The sequence below is a fragment of the Streptomyces rimosus subsp. rimosus genome, from assembly GCF_000720725.1.
Lineage (GTDB): Bacteria > Actinomycetota > Actinomycetes > Streptomycetales > Streptomycetaceae > Streptomyces > Streptomyces rimosus_A.
On sequence record NZ_JOCQ01000064.1, the window covers coordinates 26,096 to 46,598 of the forward strand.

Genomic DNA, 20,503 nt, shown 5'->3' on the forward strand with positions numbered 1-20,503 from the left:
CAGGAACCGATGAGAGCCCGACTCCGCTTGCAAAATTTGTCACAGCACGCAGATATTCGTACGCACGGGCAATCCAATGACGTCAGGCCCAACGAACACACAACGCAGGAGGGACACCGACGACAAAGGAGGAACATGAAAGAGAGCCTGACGCACCGCGAGGTCGCCAAGATGGTCTCGGGGCTCATCGAAGCGGGCGTCATCAACGGAGGAATGACCCTCGGGCAGCTGGCGGAGGCGCAGGAGGCGGCTCTGTCGGACGGCCCCGAGGACCCGAACCTCCACATCCTGTGCTGCAACGAGTACGGTCTCGTGACCGAGGGGAACCCGCAGCAGCCCGCGGACGCTTCCGACGCGGTGGCGGAGAGCGTACGGAGCGACCTTGCCTAGCCAGGGTCAGGTGCCCGCCGGTTCGCCGGCGGGCACCGTCGCGGACGGGGCGTATCTCGGCGGCCGGATATGCGAAATCCTCGATTTCGCCGTGCGCCATATACCGCGGCTTCATTCCTATGCGGAGCACTGGAAGGGAAAGCAGGACCCCGTCGTCTCGATGAACGAGAAGATCGTGGTCGAGGCGGCCCTTCTCGCACTCACCTGCCATCGGATCAGCCACACGCAACCGCGTATCGCGTCCGCGGTCCGGGCGCTCGCGGAAGTCCTGCTGCCCCATGCCAGAAGCGCGCGGAACGCGGAACTGCTGGCGCGTCTCCCGCAGACCGCCACCTCGATCGGCATCTCGCACCTGCTCCTCGACCGCATCGGATTTCCCGACGCGCGCTACGACGCGCTCCACACGGCAGCGGTCGCCGCGGCGCACCCCTGCGCGCCCGAACGGCTGCCCTACCGCTTCATGGAACAGCAGTGGCTCGCCTCGCTCGCCCCGGGCGGCAGCAGTCGGCATGCGGTTGAGGCGCCGCCCGGGTCCATCCTGTACGCGGACCTGACGGCGGTCGAAATGCACCCCAACGACGTCTACGCGCTCACCCACGCGGCCATGTTCGGCACCGACTTCGGGCGGCGCGCGGTCGATCCGCGAGTCAGCATCGATGCCGTGCTGGACACCCTCGACTCCTGCCTGGCGCTCCAGATCGGCAAGGGGAACCTCGATCTGGTCGGAGAGCTGCTCTTCTCCGCCGCGATGCTGCGCCCCGGCACCACCTGCGCGTACACCCGCGCGGGCTGGGACCTGCTGACCGACGTGTGGGAGCGGTTCGGCTATCTGCCGACCCCGCAGTTCTCGACGCCCGAGTACGAGGAACTGGCGCCCAAGGTCCGCCCTGCCTACTCCTTCCAGCACACGTACCACACGATGTTCGTCGCCGGGATCCTCTGCGCGGTGCTGTACGACGCGCTCGACACGCCACCACGGCCACACGCGCACGCCGCGCCCGACGACGTGGGCTCGGACGCCGCCTTGGCGCTGGCCGCCAAGGACTACCGGCTCGATGTGCTCACACGGCAGCTCGGACGGCTTACGGTGGAGGAAGGACGGCTGACCCCGACGGCCAAGGCAGCGGCGCGCTACCTGGAGCTGCAACGCGCCAGGCCCTGAGAGCGTCCGCCTCAAGAGGGGCCGGCCCAGAACCACCTAACAGTGGTCAGGTCGGACAACATGGCCCGGTTCGCCCGCGCTAACCTCCGGCTCAGCTCAGTCCATGTGCTGACCAGATGACCGGACTCCTCGGCTCGGTGCCACACCGCCACGTTCTTCCGACTGCGCCGAGGAGCAGCGACCGGCCAACGCGGGCGAGATCACGCGCTGGCCCGCGCACTGCCTCGGTCGCCTTCTAGGGTCGTCCGTATGATGATCGACACTGAAGCTGCCGGCTCGCTCTTCGAGACCCTCCGGGCGGACGCCCTCACCAGCCCGGACCAGCTGCGCGAGTTCTACCCGCAGCCGAATCCGAACTCGCTCCGCAAGGAGATCGACCACCTGACCGAGGAGACCCGGGCGCTGATCGGCTGTTCCTCGCTGGTGTTCATCGGCAGTGCGGACGTCGAGGGCCGGGCGGACGTGACGCCGCGTGGCGGCCCGGCCGGGTTCGTCTCGGTGCTGGACGAGCGTACGTTGGTGATCCCCGACGCGACCGGCAACAAGCGGCTCGACACCATGCACAACGTGCTGCAGACCGGACGCGTCGGGCTGCTCTTTCTCATTCCCGGCCGCCCGACCACGTTGCGCGTCAATGGCCGCGCCTGCGTCTCGGCGCGCCCGGAACTGCTCGCCCAACTCACTCCCGTAGGTAAACCGCCGGTCACGGCGATTGTGGTGCATGTCGAGCAGGTCTATCCGCACTGCCCGAAGTCGCTGATGCGCGCCAGCGCCTGGCAACCGGAGCGGTGGGTGCCCGCTGACGCCCAGCCGACCAGCGCCGAGGTGACGCTGGCCCAGCTGAACCTGCCGGGCCTGACCGTCGACCAGATAGAAGAGACCGAACGGGAGTCACTGCGCCTGCGTTACGAGTGAAGCCGGACCGCGTGGATCGGGCGGACCGAGCAGATCAAGCGGACCGGGCAGGCCGAGCAGATTCGTGCCCGACGGCACCCCGACTGCCCGGACCTGCGATTCGGGTGCGCCGTCGACCTGCGCAGCCAACGAACCCCGGAGGTGGTCGAGGAAACCGCGCAGGACTTCTGCCTCGCTGCTTCCGGTGTGGGGCGGAGGGGTGTCGCCGTGACGGTTGCGGCGGGTGGCGCCGGGCACAGGTGTCTCCTCGCCTCCGGGGCCGGCCATCGGATCAGCCCGTACGGCGGATGAGAAGGACGTGGTCGGTGACCTCGGCGGTACGGCCACCCGGTCCGGTCGCGATCCGGCGGAGTGCCTCGGCCCGCTCGACCGTCCATGTCGCCGGGTCCAGGCCGATGCCCGTAGCGACTTCCCGCGGGCTCGGGTACCGGGTGTCGGGATCCTGGTCCCACGACCACGGTGCGGCCGAGCCATGGTCGACGACCAGCAGCCGCCCGCCCGGGCGCAGTGCGTGCGCCGCCGAGCGCAGGACGGTCGCCCGGTCCAGGGCGAAGGGCGTGTGCAGATAGTGGGCACAGACCAGGTCGAATCCACCGGACGGAAAGGACTCGTGCAAGTCGTGCCGTACGGGGAGGACGCGTTCCCCCAGGTCGTGTGAGCGGGCGAGGGCGGCGAGCCGCTCGACCGCCACGGCCGAGATGTCGGTCGCGGTGACCCGCCACCCCTGCCCCGCGAGCCACAACGCGTCGCCGCCGTTGCCGCATCCGAGGTCCAGCGCGTCACCGGGCGGCAGGCCCGTCACCGTCTCGGTGAGGCGGACATTCGGCCGCGGGCCACGGACTGCGGGCCGGGCCGCGTAGACGCCGTCCCAGAACGTGACCGCATCAGTGGTGTTCATCGAAACTCCTTGGTCCGTGTGCCGGTTGCGCCGAGTCTCGCCGGGCACACCACGACGTGGCACGGATTCTTGCGGTTACGGCAAGATGACCTCATGAATCGCAACGCGGACGACGAAGTGCTCGACGCGGTGGGACCACGACTCCGCGCCCTGCGGCGCGACCGCGGCATCACCCTCGCCGATCTCGCGGCGACGACCGGCGTCTCGGAGAGCACCCTGTCCCGGCTGGAGAGCGGACAGCGTCGGGCAACCCTCGAACTGCTGCTGCCGCTGGCCCGTATCTACGACGTGCCCCCGGACGACCTCGTCGGCGCCCCCCACACCGGTGATCCGCGGATCCACCTCAAGCCGATCAGGCGGTTCGGCATGACCTTCGTACCCCTGTCCCGGCGTCCGGGCGGGGTTCACGCCTTCAAAATGATCATCCCCGCCCGCCCGGAGCCACTCGAACCGGCCCCGCAGACCCACGAAGGCTTCGAATGGCTGTACGTACTCAACGGCCGCCTACGCCTCGTACTCGGCGAGCGCGACCTGACGCTGCCACCCGGCGAGGCCGCCGAGTTCGACACGTCCTTGCCGCACTGGCTGGGAAGCGCCGATGGTCGCGCGGTCGAGCTGCTCATCCTGTTTGGCCTGCAAGGGGTGCGTGCGCATGTACGTACTGACGCTCAGCGGTCGTCTTAGGACGGGCCAGGGGTACGTTCACGGGCCGTACGCAACGCGCGCCGATGCGCTCCGTACGAAGCGCGCACCGATGCGTCCCGTACGCAACAGGCACCGACGCGTTCCGTACGCGACGCGCGCCGACACGTTCCGTACGCGACGCGCACCGATATGTTCCGTACGAAGCGCGCGCCGAGAGCGCCGGCTGCCGCCTCCGGTCGGCCGGTCCGGCGCGGCGAAAGCTCTGAGAAGATCGTGAACAGCCGTGGTCGCTGTGGTCGGCCCTGGAGGGCTGGCTGCGACGCCCTGCATTCAGCCGCGCGTACCGAGGACCTGTGATGGACGTACCACCTCCCCCTGCCGTCTCGACGCTGACGTCCATGAGGGCGAAGCGGTGGTTCACCGACAGGCCGGTCGCGGACGAGGAGCTGCGCCAGGTGCTGGAGGCCGGACGCTGGACCGGCTCGGCCCGTAACCGCCAGCCCTGGCGGTTCGTCGTGGTGCACAGCCGCGCGGTCCGTCAGCAGCTTGCAGGCCTCGGCGCCTACGCCGGGCACCTTGCAACAGCGCCCGTGGTGATCGCACTGGGCGTCGAGGAGGACGCAGGGGGAGAGGACGCCCAGTTCGACGCGGGCCGCGCCGCGCAGAACATGATGCTCGCCGCCCACCTCCAGGGCCTGGGCAGTTGTCCGGCCTCCTTCTTCCCCGAGGCGAACGCTGACCGGGCAAGCCGCCTCTGCGGACTGACGCCACCTTGGCGGGCGCGTACCGCCATCTCCATCGGGCACCCCGCCCCGCCACCTGACGGCACCTCCGCGATTCCCACAGGCCGCCTGCCTCTGGCCCAACTCGTCACCGAGATCTCCGAGCCGCGTCACTGACCGATGCCACCGCTTTCGCGGCGGCGGGATGGTCAGCCGCGGTATTGGCGGGCGATCGCGGCGAACGAGGCCTTGGGCTCCCACGGCAGGCCGGGGTAGGTGTCGCCACAGCGGTCTTCGAGAACTTTGACGACGCCGAGGCTGGCGAGGTCGAGGTCGTCGCGGGGGTCGCCGTCGGGGCGGTGGGGCAGGTTGTAGAGCGCGAAGAGGAACACGAATGCGCTGTCGACGCCCTCGCTGTCGAAGACTTCCAGCAGTTCGCTCAGGTAGGCCGCCTGGCCGGCTTCGTCGCGCTCGTACCGTCCGGTCAGCCGGAGCGGGGCGCCGGTGGCCGGCTCGGTTTCGAGGACATCCATGCTGCGGGGCGCGACGTCACCGGCGCCGCGCCAGGTGGCGGTGCCGAAACCGGTGATGGCGACCGGTTTGGGCTGTGCGGTGAGGCTGCGTACGCCCTCCCGGAACCGGTCGGCCACCTCCGCTGACCGGATGAGTTCCAAGGTCGTGAAGTCGAACAGGTCCCAGTCGACGCCTTCGAACTGTATGGCGGCGTAAGTGACCTTGCCGTGGAAGTGCTCGCGGACCAGCGCCACGGCTTCGCGGAGGAAGGCGTTGAGACGGGTGCGGAGGGCGGCCAGCCGTTCGGGTCGGCGGGCCAAATCCCCCAGCAGCCAGTCGAGCCGCTCCTCGGTGCCGGCGCCCTCAAGGAACCCGTGGTTCATGACGCTGAGTTCCACGCCGACGACGAACACGACCTCGGCCCCCTGCGCCCGGAGCCGCTCCGCGCGCTGAGCACAGTCGGCGACCAGCGTGAGGATCTCGTCGGCCGTCAGCTCCAGTGGGTAGGGGGAGAACCAGATCTCCAGTCCCAGCTCGGCGGCGTGGCGGGCGGCGAGCTCCAGGCGCTGGGGGTCGCCGCCGGTGATGTGGACGGCGTTGCAGTGCAACTCGTCCTGGATGACGGCCAGTTCCCTCCTGACCAGGTCGGAATCGAAGCGCTCGCGGGAGGTGCAGCCGTGGCGGACGAAACCGGTGTCGTAGCAGATGCCTTTGGCGCGCATATGTCCTGCCCTTCCGTCGGGAGCCCGAGCGTAGGAGTAAAACATGCGTGCGCGCAAGTTTGCGTCGGCGCAAATTTGCGTGGCTGCATCCAAGCTGGAATGCTGCGCGGATGACGACGAGACGGACGGGACTGCGCGAGCAGAAGAAGCAGGCCACCCGGGTGGCCTTGCGGGAGGCGGCGCTGCGGCTGGCCCTGCAGTACGGTCCCGAGAACGTCCGCGTCGACGACATCGCGGAGGCCGCCGGAGTGTCGCCGCGGACCTACAACAACTACTTCTCCAGCCGCGAGCAGGCGATCGTCGCCGCCGTCACCGCCGAACGGGAAGAACGGATCGCCGCGGCGGTGGCGGACCGGCCCGCCCACGACCGCCTCGCCGACGCCCTGGCCGACGCGATCGTCGAGCAGTACACCGAACCCGACGACCACGACGTGCTGCTGCTGATCACCGAAAACCCCTCACTGCGCGACGCGTTCCTCGACACCGCCGCCACGCTCGAACACCCCCTCGCGGACGCGATCGCCCAGCGCCTCGGCGACACCGCCGGCACGCTCACCGCCCGCGTACTCGCGGCGACCGTGGCCGCCGCGGTCCGAGCCGCACTCCACCAGTGGCTCCAGCCCCCGGCTGCCCCCTGCGCCACCGGCGGTCTCGTCGTGCCGTCCGGCTCGCTACCCGACCTGCTGCGTTCCGCGCTCGCCGCACTCGCGCCGGCGCTTGATGCCGCCGACAAGCTCCAGGACGTACAGACTGGTTGAATCGCCTCTGCCCGATGCCGACCTGCGCCCCGCGCCAGCCGGCTCCCGACTACCCGCGGCGCATCGGTACGAGCAGTGGCGCCACGACCTCCATCACGAACCCTCGCTCCGTGCGACGAACCCTCGCTCCGTGCGACGCGACCGGATCATCCGGGGCGAGGGCCGTGGCCCAGCCCGTCCCTTCGGACGCGATCCCGGACTCGGAACCGCTCACCTAGGGCCGGTTCCCGATGACGACTTGATGTTCTGCATCGCAGGGCTGTGGCGGGGAGCCGGAATGGGTGCATGGCGCGGAGCCGGAACCAGTGCACGGCACGGAGCTGGAATCGGTGCATGGCACGACGCCGGAATCGGCAACCCGGCGGGACTGTTCAGCCGGGCCAGGGCCGAACAGCCCGACGGCGAGGGCCATGACCGCGAGCGCGGTGGCGCTCCACAGCAGTGGTGTGATGCCGGCCGCCTCCACGACGACGCCGCCGAGGAAAGCGCCCAGGGCAATGGCTGCGGTGAAGACACCCACGTAGCGCCCGGTGATGTGTTCGACGGGCGCGGCATGCCGCCGCGGCGCCTGCCGCGAAGTTGCCGACCAGCCCGAAAACGCCGTAGAGCAGCAGGGGCAGGGTGATGGCTCCGGGGGAGGATCCGGTGCGTTCTTCGAGTACGGGCCGTACGTAGGTGTAGGCGGCGAAGTGCGCGGTGACGAGGAACACGATCAGCACCAGGCCGACCACCACCGGAGCGGTACGCAGCAGTGACTCACGGCGGGTGCGGTGGTCCGTGCCGACCGAGGCGGCGGGGCGGGGGAGTCGGGGAAATGCCAGCCGCAGCCCTACGGCGAGCGCTGCCGCGGCTGCGGACAGTGAGGCGAAGGCGGCGCGCCACCCGAAGGCGTTACCGACGAAGGTGCCCAGGGCACGCCGATGACCGAGGCTGCCGCGACCCGCCGATGGTGAAGGTCGCCGCCAGCGCGACATTGCGGGGCGCGACGAGTCGCGTGGCGACCGCGGACGCCAAGCCCCACCCGCACCCATCCCGACTCCGACGACGACCCGGGAGACGACCAGCAGACCAAAACCGTCCGCCACGGTGGTCAGCGCGTTGCCGACGGCCAGTACCACCATCGCGACCGCCGACACCGCGCGCCGGTCGAGCGCGCCCACCACGCGTACCACCAGCGGAACCGTGACGGCGGTCACCAGGCCCGTGATCGTCAGGCTGAACCCTGCCCGCCCCGGGGAAATGCGCAAACCGTCGGCCAGCGGCGTCAGTACGCCAACCGGCAGCATCTCCGACGTCACGACCACGAACGTACTCAACGACAACACGGCCACCACCACCCACTATCACGACGTGGTACGAGCCGAAGCCGAGCCGGGTTCCTTCACCGAAGCATCTGCACCCATGACGCCAGTCAAACAGCGGGCCAGGCCCTGATCAACGGCGGTTTTCTCATGGATCGATCAGCTGGATTGGTTGGTGGGTGGCCGAGAGGGGCGCGATGAACCAGGTACGCGTACAAGAGATCGAGTGCCTGCTCAGGCTGGCCGAAGAACTGCGGGCGAGATCCCCCTGAGCTCACCCTTCTCCGCCGTACTCGACAACCGACTCGATACCGCGGCGGTATAACTACCGTCGTACGAAGCCGAGTTGACCGTCGGTTGCCGGTTCCATCCGCAGGGCCGGCTGCTCGCCGTCGCCTCTTCCCACCCGCTGGCCGACGTTGGGCATGTCCACGTCGAGCAACTGGCGGGCCTCGACACCCTCCACCCGACCGGCGACGCCCCCGACTACTGGAAAGCGGCGCGCGTGCCGCGATCCACCCCCGCGGGAGTGTTCATGCGCTCGACCCGTGGCATCGCCAGCGCCCAGGGGGCCTCGCGCTCATGGCTGCCGGCGACCACGCCATGCTGGTCTGCCGACCGCTGGCCGAGCGCGTCACCCGCAGCTCACCATGCTCGCTCGGTTTCTGCGGAAGGAGTTCACGGGGCCCAAGCTTTCGGAGCAGTCTCATGTCTGATTCGGTGTGCTTTTGTGGTGGTCGCTGTTTCGGTGAGGCGATGTCCGTGGCTGGGAACTGACCGCAGGGAACTGCACATATCACCGTGCGAGGGGCGCGGCGGCGCGTCGCGGGCGCCGGTCCAGCGCAGGCACGCACACGTTGAGGCCTGATTCGCCGTACGGGCCACGGCGTCGGCGCTGAGCAGCAACTGCGGACCAGCTTCTGCGAGGGGACTCTCAAGCAAGGCTTGCATATGTCACCGTACGCCCCGGCCTCAATACGCAGGCGACCCGGCGAGTCAACTCTTCTCCCCGGCTTTCCAGTTCGCTACGTCGAGCGTTGTAGGCGTCTTCGTCGCGCTCTGCCAAGTACTTATTCATCTCGGTGTCGAAGTCGTTGGCCCAGGTGTACAGGTCGTCCACCAGATCGCCGGGCAGAGCGAGGCCGGCTGCGGGGTCATCTGGCATGAAGTCACCGAACCCCTCCGCGCGGAAGGGCCCCCACTTGTACTCGGCCATGATGGTCATGTGAAGTGGATGCGGTGGATTGCCATGTAAGTCCTGAGTCCAGGACAGGCGCGAGCACCCCCAGCACACGAACTTCGCCGTGCCGTGCTGAGCGTCCCAGTAGCGCACGGCCCACGGCGGCCCCAGGTGCTGCGCCACGGACTGGGCAAGTCCACGGCCGATCCGGACGTGTTTACGCAGACTTGCCTTGACGGTGAAGCCTTCCGGCGGAAGCTCGGCGTTCCATGACGTGAGCCTGTGCATCACGCCTTCAGGAAGGCGCAGGGCAGGATCTCCCGTCGACAGGCCGATCGTGAAGTCCTCCGGGGTGTCCGCATGGAACCCCGCGGTCGAGGTGTACAGGGGGGAGTCATCTCCTCGTGCCCGCACTAGAAGTTGACGGGGCGCCTCTTGCTCATTCATGCCGGATGCTTTCCTACGATGTGAGCGTCGTCATACACCATTATGGTGAACGCGGTCTCGAATCCTCCAGCTTCTCCAGCGCGCGAGAGGGGCGATGTGGATGAGCCAGGCACTTACGTCGACCAGTCCAAGTCCTCAATGGGCGGCCTTACTGGTCGACCACCGCGCCTGGCTCCACCGGAACGACGGCGTGCAGGTACGTGGTGTCGATGTGAGGGCAGCCATGAGCGTCATCGCGAGGAGCGCTCCCGCCATCCCGACGGGCCAGGTCCCACGCCCCGCCATGACATTTGTCATCCCCAGGATGCGACTCGTGGCCCTGCAAGGGAGATGGCTGATCCCCGTAGACTTCACGTCATGTTCAATTCTCGCAAATTCGGACGAGACGACTCCTGGGAAGGTGTCATCGTCAAGAAATCCCGAGGCATGCTCGACGGATCGAACATGTACCACTTCATCGAGCTTCGCCTTGACGACGACGAAACCGTGAAAGTCCGGATCAGTCGACGACTCTGGAAGTCGATCGCGGTCGGCGATCGAATCGTCAAGCGGCCGGGAGCTGATCCGGCCAAGGTGTAGCCCTGCAAGTGAAGCACGGCATGCCCATTGAGCAGGGTTACTGCGGTTTTCGCAAGTGTGAGATGGTCGGCGGCCGCGCGGTCCGTTGGAACTCGCATACCCGACGCTAACGGATATTGCGAGCCAGCCAGGGAGTCAGACCGGGGCCGGTGATCAATTCCCTGTACGTCTCATCCCCGGGCAGCGGCACGACGAGCCACTGGCCCGGCGGAAACAGTCGGCTTTTGGTGAAGGCGAGCCCACCGTAAACGGACCTGAGGAACGCGGGAACGCAGTCGCGGGGGACGTCGTGGAATTCCACACCGTCCACGGTGATCTGCGCGTCGTCCTCGGGGAAGAGCCGGACGCTCACCGCCGGCGAACCCGCCAACTCCACGAACGCCTCGTGCGGCAGCGAGCCATCGGGGTCGAACACCGTGAAGGGCGCGGCTGCCGTACGGCGCGACGTCTGATCCGCGCCGATGTCCTCGGTGACGGACATCGTCAGCTCGAATTCCCTTGCGATACCGCGAATCGCGGTGACTGCTGCCTCGGTGGTCGGCAAGTGCGTGTTTCCCATACCCTGATCATGCTTGACGCAGGCAGAGTGTGGCCAGGCTGCCGACGGGCTCTGCAAGCGGGGCCATGCCGTTGTGGGCAGGACGCGGGCGCAAGGTGCGTCCGGCAGCCCTAACTGACCGGAGCATCGTACGCTGGTACGGCTCGCGTGGGCCGAACGGGATGGTCGGCCACGCGCGTTCGGCCATCGCGCGGTCGGCCCGGCTGGAGCTACGGCTGCCGCCCATGACAAGGAGCCCTTACGGCATCTAAGCCTGCGCGAAACGTCCATACCTTGATTGTGTGGAAAGAGCCCGGACCGTCTCGGCCCGGGCCCTCGTTGTTCCTTACGCCGAGAGTCGCCCTTAGCGTTGCTTGCTTCGTGTGTCCCCCGGGGCCGACATGGCTTGCGGGAGGGGCCGGCCGGTCCGCCGCCCGGCTTACAACTCGGGGCGTAAGCACGTGACAGGCGACATCGGCAAGTGACCCTTGACGCTCAAGCGGTGTGATTCCCGGTGAAAGCCAGAAGAAGTGCGGCGGTCCGCAGCGGTTCCTCCACGATGGGCGTGTGTCCGGCACCGGGCAGCAACTCGACCTGCGCATCCGGTACTACGCGATAGTCGGCCGCGGATGAGGGCCGCCACCTGCGGTCCTGATCGCCGAAGATCACCTGCAGTGGCTTGCCGAGGGTTGTCAGACGATTTGGGAGCGCCCGCTGGTTCAGATAGGCGGTGGATGCCTGCATTGCGGCGGTGACCGCGTGGTAGGTCATACCGCGCAGTTCGTCGACGAGTTCTTGTGGGACCGGGTATCCTGCGCGGAATCCGGTGCTCGCGAACCTGCGAATCTGCTCGTCGGTCGGTGGCCATTGCGTGGGGTCGAGCGTGATGGGCCCCGGTGCGATGAAGGCGTCCATGCTGGGGCCGGTGTTGATGAGCGTGAGCGCGGTGACCAGGTCGGGCCGTTGCTCGGCGAGAGCGGTAGCGGCGTAACCGCCACTGGAATGGCCGACGGCGATGACGTGCTTGACGCGGAGCCGGTCCAGCGCAGTGCCGAGCGTGCGCGCCTGCTCGGAGGTTCCGTAGCCGCGGCCGACCGGTTCGGCCGAGCGGCCGTGACCCGGCAGGTCGATCTGGATGACGTGATGGGACGCGGTCAGCAGCGGAACCAGCGCATTCCACGAACGGCTCGAAGTGGCGGATCCGTGGATGAGCAGGAGCGCGGGGGCGCTGCGAGGGCCGTCCTGGCAGACGTGGATGTCGCCGTGCTCCAGGTGGAGGACCGAGTCCTCGGTGGTGCCGGTGTCGCCGTTCACCTGCGGCTTCCTGTCGGGAAGAGTCATGGGCCCACTGTCGCTTTCGGGGTGCGCCCACGGATTGGACGAATGTTCCCTCCCTGGCCCGCGTAGCATTCGACAATGGGGTCCACCACGCGTGCCCGTAACGATCCTGCTGTGTGGGACGTCGCACGTCCGCAGCGGCCCAGCCGGGTGGCCGGTGTCGACATGGCCGGATTCCGGGTCCCGGGTCCGCTCGTCGGCGACCTGCGGGTGATTCCGCACCCGGCCGTGATGCTGATCCTGGAGTTCGGAGCGAACGCGCCCACCGTGGACGACGGCGCCGGGCGGCGGCATCGGGGAAGTCTTGTCGCCGGTCCCGGATGCGGCTCCGGCGGCGAGGTTCGCGCGTGGGGCGAGGACATCGAGTGCGTGCAGGTGCGCCTGTCGCCGTTGGTCGCAGGTACGGTTCTGGGCGCCTGTGCGGCCGACCTGGCGGGTGCCGTGGTGTCCCTTGACGACCTGTGGGGCCGGGAGACGGCACGGATTCGGGGGCGACTGAGCGAGATGCCCTCGTGGAACGACCGCTTCGCGTTCATGGACGCGCTGATCGCACGCCGATGTGAGACGCGGTTGCCGGTGGACCCGGCGGTGGCCTGGGCCTGGAATCGGATTGTCGTCAGCAGGGGAGTCGTCCGGGTCGATCACCTGGCGGCAGAACTCGGATGGAGCCGCAAGCGTCTGTGGTCCCGGTTCCACTCGTACATCGGCATGCCGCCGAAACGTGCCGCGAAGCTGGTCCGCTTCGACCATGCGGTGCACCGCATGGTCGGCGGGGAAGGCGCAGCCCGAGTCGCGGCGGACAGCGGCTACTTCGATCAGTCCCACCTGCACCGGGACATCATGGCGTTCACCGGCTCAACCCCGGCTACCGTGGTGGGCGAGCCATTTCTGACGGTGGACGACCGAGCATGGCCAATCGTCGAGCCTCCCAACCAGTGATCTGACGTTCACCTTGCTCGTCAGCATGCAGGCTTTCGCGACGGTCGTGTTGCCGGTCTCGCCGGCCTGCTGCAGCACGTGGTTGCGCAGTGCGAGGATGCGCTTGCGGGCGTGCGGCTTGTCGACCACCTCGTATTCGACTCGTATTCGGCCTGGTTCTGGTGGCCACCGGGGATGCCCGACTGGGGGAGCGGCGCTCCAGGCCCCGCCGGGCCGTAGCGCGGAGTGATGTATGCGGGGATGCTGAACGCCGAGCGGGCCAGCTGCTCCGGCAGTGCCTTTCGTCGCGAGTTGCGCCCCCGCGGACCGTCCGCCGCCGTCGACCACGACCGGGAGACAGCCGGGCGCGCGGCGCCTTGTACGGGAGCCGCAACAGCCGGCTGTCTCGCATCGTGACCTGATTACGTATGGCCGGCGAGTTGAAGCATTTCGACCCTTCCGTTGCCCCCTCCGTCGTCCAGGACCAGAAATGTGGCGCGTGAACTCTGGCTCAAGCGGATCTGGAACTGATCACCCTGCAACCTCTTGTAGTTCGTGTCACCGGCCCTGGCGGCTGCCTGGGCGGGGTGAAGCCCATCGTTCTGGATCGCGTTCTGGAAGGTGTCGAACTTTTCTTGCTCGGAATGGGTGAGCTGACCGATGACTTCCATTCGACTCTTGTCGAACGTTCAAGGCGTGGTGTGCGTCTATTCCGTCGTCACGGTGATGTCTTCAAGGGGCAGGTTTTGGACAGTCAGTTCGATCCCACCGAAAGAGCGCTCGAACTCATTGCGCCCCACCCTGAGTGCGTTGACCTCGGTCGCGGACCCGCCCGCAGTCATCTTGAAATTCCCGTCGGCCTTGCAGTCGACGACCACCATGGTCTACCTGCCGAACGCCCAGGTGGTGATGTGCGCTTGCACTTCCTGCGGGGCCAGGTGGAAAGGACCAGCCATGGATGATTCCTCCCGTGATTCGCGAAATTACGTATTCTCATCCGGGGCTGCTGCCTGCTTGGGAGAGGTTTCGGTGCCCGCCCCACGGATAAAGCCGGGATTGCTGCACGCTGCGACTCCGGTTTGGGGTGGGGGAGGGCGAAAAGGCCGATGTCCGAGGCCCGTACCTCGGAGGCGACGATATCGACTGCTGGTGACTGCCCCCCGACTGGTCACATATCCCGGTGCTATTCGTTCTGCGTGCCATCAGACCGTCCCGTACGCGATCCAATGGCCGGGACTGGCGCTCGCCCAGCCGGACCACAGCCCCACCGTCCAGCCCGAAGTTCAGAGCCCGAAGCCCGAAGCTCAGAGCCTGAGAATTGGAGCCCGAAGCTCGGAGCCCGAAGCGGTCGCGAGCCGCCCCTTCCTAGCAGGCCCGGCGGATCACATCAGCGGAGATCGCATCATCAGGCCGCTCGGCGAAAGTCGGGGCCGGGCAGCCGCAGGGTGCGCAGTCGCCGATCACCCACCGCTGCCGGCTCGTACGCGTCCCTTCCGGATCAGCGGGCGGGCTGGTCGGTGGGCTGCCCGGTGGAGGGGCGTTGTTCGAGGGTGATGTCTACACCGGGAGCGCTGTGGTGGTAGGTGGGGGAGAAGCCGGCGCGGGTGAGGGCTTGCTTCTGGGCTGCGGCGGTGCGGACGGCGGCCTGGCGGGCGCCGGCGGAGAGGTGGTTGCAGGTGATGTGCCACACGCGGGGCGTACGGGTCAGACGCTGTTGCAGGAGGGCCGGGTCGGCGGGCAGGTTGTCCAGGGCGCCGGTTGCGGCGGCTGTCCGGGCCAGGCCCAGGTCCGAGCGGCCCGTGAATGCCTCCTTGAATGCGGTGGCGATCAGGCCGCACCGAGCACCGGTGAACAGGACGGCGTCGCCGGGGGCATCGTGGATGCGCAGGGTCCTGATCACGGCACGGGTGTCCCACTGGCGGCTGTCCTCCTGGCGTATCGCCAGGTGGGACGCGGTGAGGGGAACGGCTGCCAGAAGCGCGAACAGCAGCTGCAGACGCCAGGGGATGACGGTGGCGGCTGTCGCGAGCAGCAGAGCCAGGGCCGGCAGGCAGAACAGCAGGTAGCGGTAGGCGAAGAGGGGGTGGCCGAGGGAGACGGCCATGAGGAGCAGCGGGGGTACGACCAGCCAGGGCACGCTGACCGCCAGGGCCAGGTGCGGGGCCTTGCGCCGGCGCGTCACCAAGAGGATCAGGGCGGCGAGGGCGGTGAAGATGAGCAGAAGTCTCAGTGCGGTGGGGAGGGTGGCCTGGCCGGGGGTGAGCAGCCAGGTGAAGTAGTTGAACGGTGTTCCGGCGGTGACCGGTGCGGCTTCGCCCACCGCGGAACTCTGGGCGGAGGCGAGGATCAGCAGCGGGACGACGGCGGCGAGGCTTGCGGTCGAGGCCAGCAGAAGGCGTACGACGACGCGGCGGCCGGGGCGCCGCAGGGCCACGGTGAGCGCGTGGGCGGCCACCAGCAGTAGTCCCAGCAGGTTGAACCAGCCCAGCAGGGCGATCAGCACGGCGTAGCCGGCCAGCCACCGGGCTCGGGCGCGGCTGGACAAGATCTTCACCAGGACGCCCGTGGCCAGCACCGCCACCGCCATGACGAAGGCGAACGAGCGGGCCTCCTGCGCGTAGCGCGACGCGGTCGGCAGAACGGCGAGCAGCAGCCCCGCGCACAGCCCCAGACGCGGACCGCCGAGCAGCCGGCCCAGCCAGGTGAGGCCGGCTGCCGCGACGGCCACCGCCACCGCGGAGGGTGCCCGTGTGGAGAACTCGTTGAGCCCCCCGTTCATCTGCCCGACCAGCCACATCAGCACGTAGTGCAGGCCGTGGACCGCGTCGACCTGTCCGAGCAGCTCCATCATCTGCGGCCAGGAACGCCGGGACACGTCAATGGTGACGATCTCGTCGGTCCACGCGGAAGGGTTCCAGTTCCCCCAGATGCCGAGGACGAGCCCGACCACCGGCGGCACCAGCCCAGCCACGCGCCTGAGCAGGGCACGGCCGACGGAGGCGCCGGGTATGACAGGCAGGGCGGGCTGGGGTGAGGTGGCTGTCACAGTGATGCTTTCGTCGCGGGCGCTCCCGTACCGGAGGCGGTGCCGGGACGGGTGGCGAACCGCATCGTGTGACCGAGCAGGACGCCGCCCATGTTCGATGCATTATGCGATATACGAGATCAATGTCTAAAAAAGGGGTCATCGAAGGGACTGTAAGGGAGTCTTCGTACTCGTCCCGCCGGGGCCGCCCCGTCCGTCCGCCGCCGCGCGCCCGCGGGTGTCGTCATATTCGGCGGAATGCGCATGCCGGCCCCGGCCGGCCGCGAACTGATCGAGTCCGTGCCGGTCATCCGGCATCGGACGGTGGAGTGGGCCTGCAATCCGCTGCTGAAGCCGGGCCCGCTGCAGGGCGACGCTGTACGCCTGGACGAGCTGCGGCTGATAGTGCGCACCCCCCCGCGCCCCGCATCCCGCACCGCACCTGGCACCGAACCGCACCCCGCACCGAACCACGATGCCCGGCAAGCGGTGCGCCGCCGACTGCTCGACGGCCGGGCTCCCCCTGGCCCCTGCTGCGGCACATGGACCGGCACGGCTGCATCGGCCCCGCGCGGTCGGCCAACCACCGTACCCTCGCTCCCCAGCGTGCCGTGGCGGGATCACCCACCGACACCGCAACCACATCATCCAGACCGCGGCCCGCCCCGCCGGGCCCGCCCCGCCACCCACTGCCGAGGGGCGGGCCGCCGCCCAGACCAAGATGGACCCCGGCAGAAGGCCCTGCGCCAGCGCCGCTTCCGATGCCTGATCGTCAGTCGGGACGCCTGGCCATGACGACCACACTCGGCCCGCTGTACTCCTCCGCGGGCAGCCGGAGTTCGGCGACCGGGCGTAGGCCGGCCTGTTCGATCAGGTCGACGAGTTGTTCCGGCCGCCATTTGTAGGTCGTCCAACGAACGGGTACGCCCCCGTAGGCCTCGGTGCGCGCCGCGTCCTCGTCGCCGACGTGTGTCCCGGTGATGAAGTGCCCACCCGGCTTCAATGCGCCTGCGAACAGGGAGAGAACCTGCGGAAGGACATCACGTGGGAGGTGGAACAGGGACCACCACCCGAGCACGCCGCCAAAAGACGCTTCACCAAGGACGAGGTCGGTGGCCGGGGCGACACCGAATCGGCATTGCGGATGAAGACGGCAAGCATTCTCGATCATATGAGGAGACAGATCCACCCCGGATACGTCGAGCCCACGCTCGGCCAGGTAGGCGGTCACCGTTCCGGGGCCGCAGCCGACGTCGAGGACACGCCCGAGCCCGCTCACGGCGTCGGCGAAGGTGTCGGGCGGGCAGCGGCCGCCGCCCGGGGCCCCGACGCCGCCCGGGCCCCGGCCCCCCTTGTCGGCGTCGAAGGGACATCGAAGGGACGCCCAGTGCCGGCCAAATGGAAGGCCGCAGCTCAGCCGTGCGTGCGGTTGTCCTTGCCTCTCGACGCCACGTACTGCGACCACGTGGCGACGTCCTTCGGATCCGGCGCCTTGATCTTCGGGTCGGCGCCGTAGTCCGAGAACTCTTCGGTGATCCGCTCGTCGCCCTTGGGTGTCCGGCCCTTCTCCTCTTCCTTGGCGATGAACCCGTTGTCGTCGACCCAGACGTCGATCTGGGTCTTCTTCAGGCCGGATGTGCCGGATTGCAGGAGGTACAGGTCGCGGTAATCCTTCGTCATGGCCGGACCCTCGTAGTTCTTCAGGTCGGCGAGAACGACCGTGCCGCGGTAGTGGTCGGCGGCCCGGCCGCCCACCGTTTCGCGGCCGACGTGCTTGAGGTCCTTGGAGGCGGCCAGCAGGGCGCCGACCCACTTCTTCATGGAGCCCGCTACGCGCCGCCCGGCGTTCTCCTTGGCCGGCGTCGACGGCGAGGCGGCCGGTTGCTTCTTCGTCGCGGATTCGGCCTCGGCCGAGGTGAACCAGGACTTGCCCGGAACGTCCTTGGTGGCCATGTACGACGTGCCGTCCACGGACAGCATGTGGACCGTCGCTGTCTTGATCTCGGACGCCTCGGGCTCGTTCCGGAAGGCCATGTCGGTACGGGACTCCGGCTCGTCGCCGGTCTTGGCGGTCTCGACGGTCCGGTACGAGTTCTGCCGGGCCATCTTCGCCAAGGCGGCCTTCAGTACGGCGGGCGCATCGGCACGCTCGCCGGCCGCCGCGCCGCCGGGACGGTCGGAAGAGCCGCCCTTCGCGTCCGACGCCTTGGTGTCGTGGCTGCCACAGGCCGCCAGGCCCATGACCAGAGCGGCGCTGATGGCCGCCGTGACGCTCTTACGGATCGCCTTCACGGCTTTCGCAGTCCTTTGTCAGTTCTCGAACAAACAGGGGGAGACTACCCCTTCTGCCGCATCAGTCTCGAAACATTTATCGGCAGATCAGCTGTCCCGCGCACAAGCTCCGACCCGGCTACCGGCGTGTCCTCGCCGCACACACGCCACGCCCTGCGGCGGCAAATCGGCAAGGAGCGTCGGGTTGTTCACCGGCAGGCCACCCATCTCCGTCCGACGGGCGCAGCATTTCCTGTGCCACCGATGGGACCGGCTTCGGCTCACCTCCGGCCGCGCGGAGCGCCCCCTTCGCGGCCCGTGATGTCAGAGAACTGCCCGGCCTTCCATGAATCCTTCGGCCTTCGTTCACGTGCTGTCTGCGCAGCGGGGGCGTTTCGTTCGGCCCGTGCCGGGACCGTCGTGCCGCCCCACTATCCCCCCACTATCTCCCCACTGCCCGCCCATTCTCCGCGACCTCTGGACGAACACCGTGACCGCATCACGTACGCGCCGCCGACCCCGTGCTCTCGCACTCCTCCTCGCCACCGGTACGGCACTGGCCGGCGCACTGACTGCTCCCCCTGCCCACGCGGCCCCGGCGGCCGATGGCATCCGTATCAACGAAGTGGTGACCACCGGGGACACCGAGGACTCGGTCGAGCTGTACAACAAGGGCACCGCGACGATCGACATCTCGGGCTGGATTCTCAAGGACGACAAGGACGGCTCGAAGTACAAGATCGCCTCCGGGACCACGCTGGCTGCGGGCGCTTTCCGCGCCTTCGACGTCCACGACGCGTTCGGGCTGGGCTCGGACGACAAGGCCCGTCTGTACCTGCCGGACGGCAAGACCCTGGTCGACAACTACTCCTGGAGCAAGCACTCCGCCCCCTCCTGGTCACGCTGCCCCGACGGCACCGGCGCCTTCAAGGCGGCCGGGGTGACCCTGGGCGCCGCCAACGCCTGCGGTGGGGGCGGCACGAAGCCCATGGCGTGGCCCGGCAGCAATTCCGTGACGACCGCCGACGCCTCCCACGTCTTCGGCCGGGACCTCAGCGGCCTCCACCAGGACGGCGACATCATGTGGGGCGCCCAGAACAGCGGCAAGCTGTGGCGCCTGGTCCGTAACGGCTCCGGCGGCTGGACACCCGACACCGGCAGCGGCTGGAAATCCGGCAAGACCCTGCGCTTCCCCGGCGGCTCCGGTCACCCCGACAGCGAGGGCGTCACCGTGACCGGCAACGGTTCCGCCGCCGGTGTCTTCGTTGCCAGTGAACGCAACGGTGACGCCTCCGGCACCAGCCGCCTGTCCGTCCTGAAATACGACGTCTCCGGCACCGGTACCGCCCTGACCGCGGCCAAGGAGTGGAACCTCACCTCAGACCTGCCGCCCGTCGGCTCCAATCTCGGCTTCGAGGGCATCACCTGGATTCCCGACACCTACCTGACCCGAGCCGCCTTCAAGGACGCTTCCACCGGCGCCGTCTACGATCCGGCACGCTACGGCGCCCACAGCGGTGGCGTGTTCTTCACCGGCGTCGAAGGCACCGGCATGATCTACGGCTACGTCCTGCAGGACTCCGGAGCCTTCACCCGGGTCGCGTCCGTCAACAGCGGCATGAGCGGCGTCATGGAACTGCAGTGGGAACCCCAGGCCGCCCGCCTGTGGACCGTCTGCGACGACACCTGCGACGGCCAGCACCGTACCCTGAAGATCAACTCCGCCGGCACCTTCAGCACCACCGCCGTCTGCAACCGCCCCGCCGGCATGCCCAACTACAACAACGAAGGCTTCGCCGTGGCGGGCGCAGACGAGTGCGTTGCCGGAACCAAGCCCGTCTACTGGTCCGACGACGACAACGACGACGGCCACGCACTACGCAAAGGCACCATCACCTGCTGACCCTTGCTACGGCCAGTCGCGCGCCCTGAGCGCGGCGCCACGCACTGCACCGAGGCCGGGGCCGCCGCCTGCCGGTGGTCCGTGCGGCTCGGACGGCGCCGACTCGGAGGTCGGTATGAGATGCCGGCCGGGCCTGAAGGTGAGGCGGGCCTGAGGGTGAGGCGGGCCTGAGGGTGAGGCGGTCCAGGAAGCGAGGCGTGCCCGCCCGGGGTCGGTCAGTCGGCAGCAGACCTTACGTATCTCCACCCGCCCCGCGCACCCGCCGCACCATGTGGGAG

19 protein-coding genes and 2 pseudogenes are annotated in these 20,503 nt (G+C 68.5%); 9 read left to right on the forward strand and 12 right to left on the reverse strand.

Features of this window, described 5'->3' with window-relative positions:
• Positions 1–135: 135 nt before the first annotated feature.
• From IH45_RS0128165 to IH45_RS0128175, 3 genes are all read left to right on the forward strand, one after another.
• Entirely contained in the window at positions 136–390 is a 255-nt protein-coding gene (locus tag IH45_RS0128165; RefSeq protein WP_030674448.1) for a hypothetical protein, read from the forward strand.
• Positions 383–1,552, forward strand: coding sequence for a DUF6895 family protein (locus tag IH45_RS0128170; RefSeq protein ID WP_158813295.1), 1,170 nt, complete (start codon positions 383–385; stop codon positions 1,550–1,552). The genes IH45_RS0128165 and IH45_RS0128170 overlap by 8 nt, the downstream gene beginning before the upstream one ends.
• Before the next feature lie 249 nt (positions 1,553–1,801).
• The gene (locus tag IH45_RS0128175) at positions 1,802–2,467 is read left to right on the forward strand and encodes a pyridoxamine 5'-phosphate oxidase family protein (protein WP_030674453.1); all 666 of its coding nucleotides are present in this window, start codon (positions 1,802–1,804) and stop codon (positions 2,465–2,467) included.
• A gap of 48 nt (positions 2,468–2,515) precedes the next feature.
• Here the strand turns inward: IH45_RS0128175 and IH45_RS1000000150215 are convergent.
• Positions 2,516–2,734, reverse strand: a pseudogene (locus IH45_RS1000000150215) (hypothetical protein); the annotation flags it as partial.
• 4 nt (positions 2,735–2,738) lie between these two features.
• Entirely contained in the window at positions 2,739–3,365 is a 627-nt protein-coding gene (locus IH45_RS0128180; RefSeq protein ID WP_030674456.1) for a class I SAM-dependent methyltransferase, read from the reverse strand.
• Positions 3,366–3,458: 93 nt separating this feature from the next.
• Here IH45_RS0128180 and IH45_RS0128185 point away from each other — a divergent pair, with 93 nt between their 5' ends.
• Positions 3,459–4,049, forward strand: a complete 591-nt coding sequence (locus IH45_RS0128185) for a helix-turn-helix domain-containing protein (RefSeq protein ID WP_030674459.1) — start codon at positions 3,459–3,461, stop codon at positions 4,047–4,049.
• A 359-nt stretch (positions 4,050–4,408) separates the two neighbouring features.
• Positions 4,409–4,909 carry a nitroreductase family protein gene (locus tag IH45_RS0128190; protein WP_234440704.1) on the forward strand — a complete coding sequence of 167 codons (501 nt, stop codon included), beginning with the start codon at positions 4,409–4,411 and terminating at the stop codon, positions 4,907–4,909.
• 32 nt (positions 4,910–4,941) lie between these two features.
• Here the strand turns inward: IH45_RS0128190 and IH45_RS0128195 are convergent, their stop codons facing one another.
• A complete protein-coding gene (locus IH45_RS0128195) occupies positions 4,942–5,967 on the reverse strand; it encodes a hypothetical protein (RefSeq protein WP_030674465.1) in 1,026 nt (341 codons plus the stop codon).
• Between the two features lie 110 nt (positions 5,968–6,077).
• Here IH45_RS0128195 and IH45_RS0128200 point away from each other — a divergent pair, with 110 nt between their 5' ends.
• Positions 6,078–6,725: a TetR/AcrR family transcriptional regulator gene (locus IH45_RS0128200; RefSeq protein ID WP_030674468.1), complete on the forward strand. Its 648-nt coding sequence runs from the start codon at positions 6,078–6,080 to the stop codon at positions 6,723–6,725.
• A 371-nt stretch (positions 6,726–7,096) separates the two neighbouring features.
• Here IH45_RS0128200 and IH45_RS1000000147015 read toward each other — a convergent pair whose 3' ends face one another.
• Together IH45_RS1000000147015 and IH45_RS1000000148950 are read right to left on the reverse strand one after the other, a co-directional pair.
• Positions 7,097–8,056, reverse strand: coding sequence for an MFS transporter (locus IH45_RS1000000147015; RefSeq protein ID WP_234440705.1), 960 nt, complete (start codon positions 8,054–8,056; stop codon positions 7,097–7,099).
• 904 nt (positions 8,057–8,960) lie between these two features.
• A complete protein-coding gene (locus IH45_RS1000000148950) occupies positions 8,961–9,653 on the reverse strand; it encodes a hypothetical protein (RefSeq protein ID WP_030674474.1) in 693 nt (230 codons plus the stop codon).
• Positions 9,654–10,010: 357 nt separating this feature from the next.
• Here IH45_RS1000000148950 and IH45_RS1000000148955 point away from each other — a divergent pair, with 357 nt between their 5' ends.
• On the forward strand, positions 10,011–10,232 hold the full coding sequence (locus IH45_RS1000000148955; protein ID WP_030674477.1) for a DUF7489 domain-containing protein: 222 nt from the start codon (positions 10,011–10,013) through the stop codon (positions 10,230–10,232).
• 106 nt (positions 10,233–10,338) lie between these two features.
• On the opposite strand, the gene IH45_RS0128220 is transcribed toward IH45_RS1000000148955, so the two are convergent.
• Both IH45_RS0128220 and IH45_RS0128225 read right to left on the reverse strand, forming a co-directional pair.
• Positions 10,339–10,791 (reverse strand): hypothetical protein, encoded by a 453-nt coding sequence (locus tag IH45_RS0128220; protein WP_030674480.1) that lies wholly within the window; start codon positions 10,789–10,791, stop codon positions 10,339–10,341.
• A 474-nt stretch (positions 10,792–11,265) separates the two neighbouring features.
• Positions 11,266–12,111 carry an alpha/beta fold hydrolase gene (locus tag IH45_RS0128225; RefSeq protein WP_030674483.1) on the reverse strand — a complete coding sequence of 282 codons (846 nt, stop codon included), beginning with the start codon at positions 12,109–12,111 and terminating at the stop codon, positions 11,266–11,268.
• Between the two features lie 162 nt (positions 12,112–12,273).
• Between IH45_RS0128225 and IH45_RS0128230 the strand changes: the two genes are divergently transcribed.
• Positions 12,274–13,047, forward strand: a complete 774-nt coding sequence (locus IH45_RS0128230) for an AraC family transcriptional regulator (RefSeq protein ID WP_078897819.1) — start codon at positions 12,274–12,276, stop codon at positions 13,045–13,047.
• A 401-nt stretch (positions 13,048–13,448) separates the two neighbouring features.
• Here IH45_RS0128230 and IH45_RS0128235 read toward each other — a convergent pair whose 3' ends face one another.
• The 5 genes and pseudogenes from IH45_RS0128235 to IH45_RS0128255 form a co-directional block, all read right to left on the reverse strand.
• Positions 13,449–13,697, reverse strand: coding sequence for a hypothetical protein (locus IH45_RS0128235; protein WP_030674488.1), 249 nt, complete (start codon positions 13,695–13,697; stop codon positions 13,449–13,451).
• A 36-nt stretch (positions 13,698–13,733) separates the two neighbouring features.
• Positions 13,734–13,907: a hypothetical protein gene (locus tag IH45_RS1000000148960; RefSeq protein WP_158813297.1), complete on the reverse strand. Its 174-nt coding sequence runs from the start codon at positions 13,905–13,907 to the stop codon at positions 13,734–13,736.
• A gap of 617 nt (positions 13,908–14,524) precedes the next feature.
• The gene (locus IH45_RS0128245) at positions 14,525–15,997 is read right to left on the reverse strand and encodes a glycosyltransferase family 39 protein (protein WP_234440706.1); all 1,473 of its coding nucleotides are present in this window, start codon (positions 15,995–15,997) and stop codon (positions 14,525–14,527) included.
• An 826-nt stretch (positions 15,998–16,823) separates the two neighbouring features.
• Positions 16,824–17,348 (reverse strand): annotated as a pseudogene (locus IH45_RS0128250) (class I SAM-dependent methyltransferase); the annotation flags it as partial.
• A gap of 116 nt (positions 17,349–17,464) precedes the next feature.
• The gene (locus tag IH45_RS0128255) at positions 17,465–18,343 is read right to left on the reverse strand and encodes an SCO4651 family lipoprotein (protein WP_030674495.1); all 879 of its coding nucleotides are present in this window, start codon (positions 18,341–18,343) and stop codon (positions 17,465–17,467) included.
• A 469-nt stretch (positions 18,344–18,812) separates the two neighbouring features.
• Here IH45_RS0128255 and IH45_RS0128260 point away from each other — a divergent pair, with 469 nt between their 5' ends.
• On the forward strand, positions 18,813–20,225 hold the full coding sequence (locus tag IH45_RS0128260) for a lamin tail domain-containing protein (RefSeq protein WP_030674499.1): 1,413 nt from the start codon (positions 18,813–18,815) through the stop codon (positions 20,223–20,225).
• Positions 20,226–20,503 lie beyond the last annotated feature (278 nt).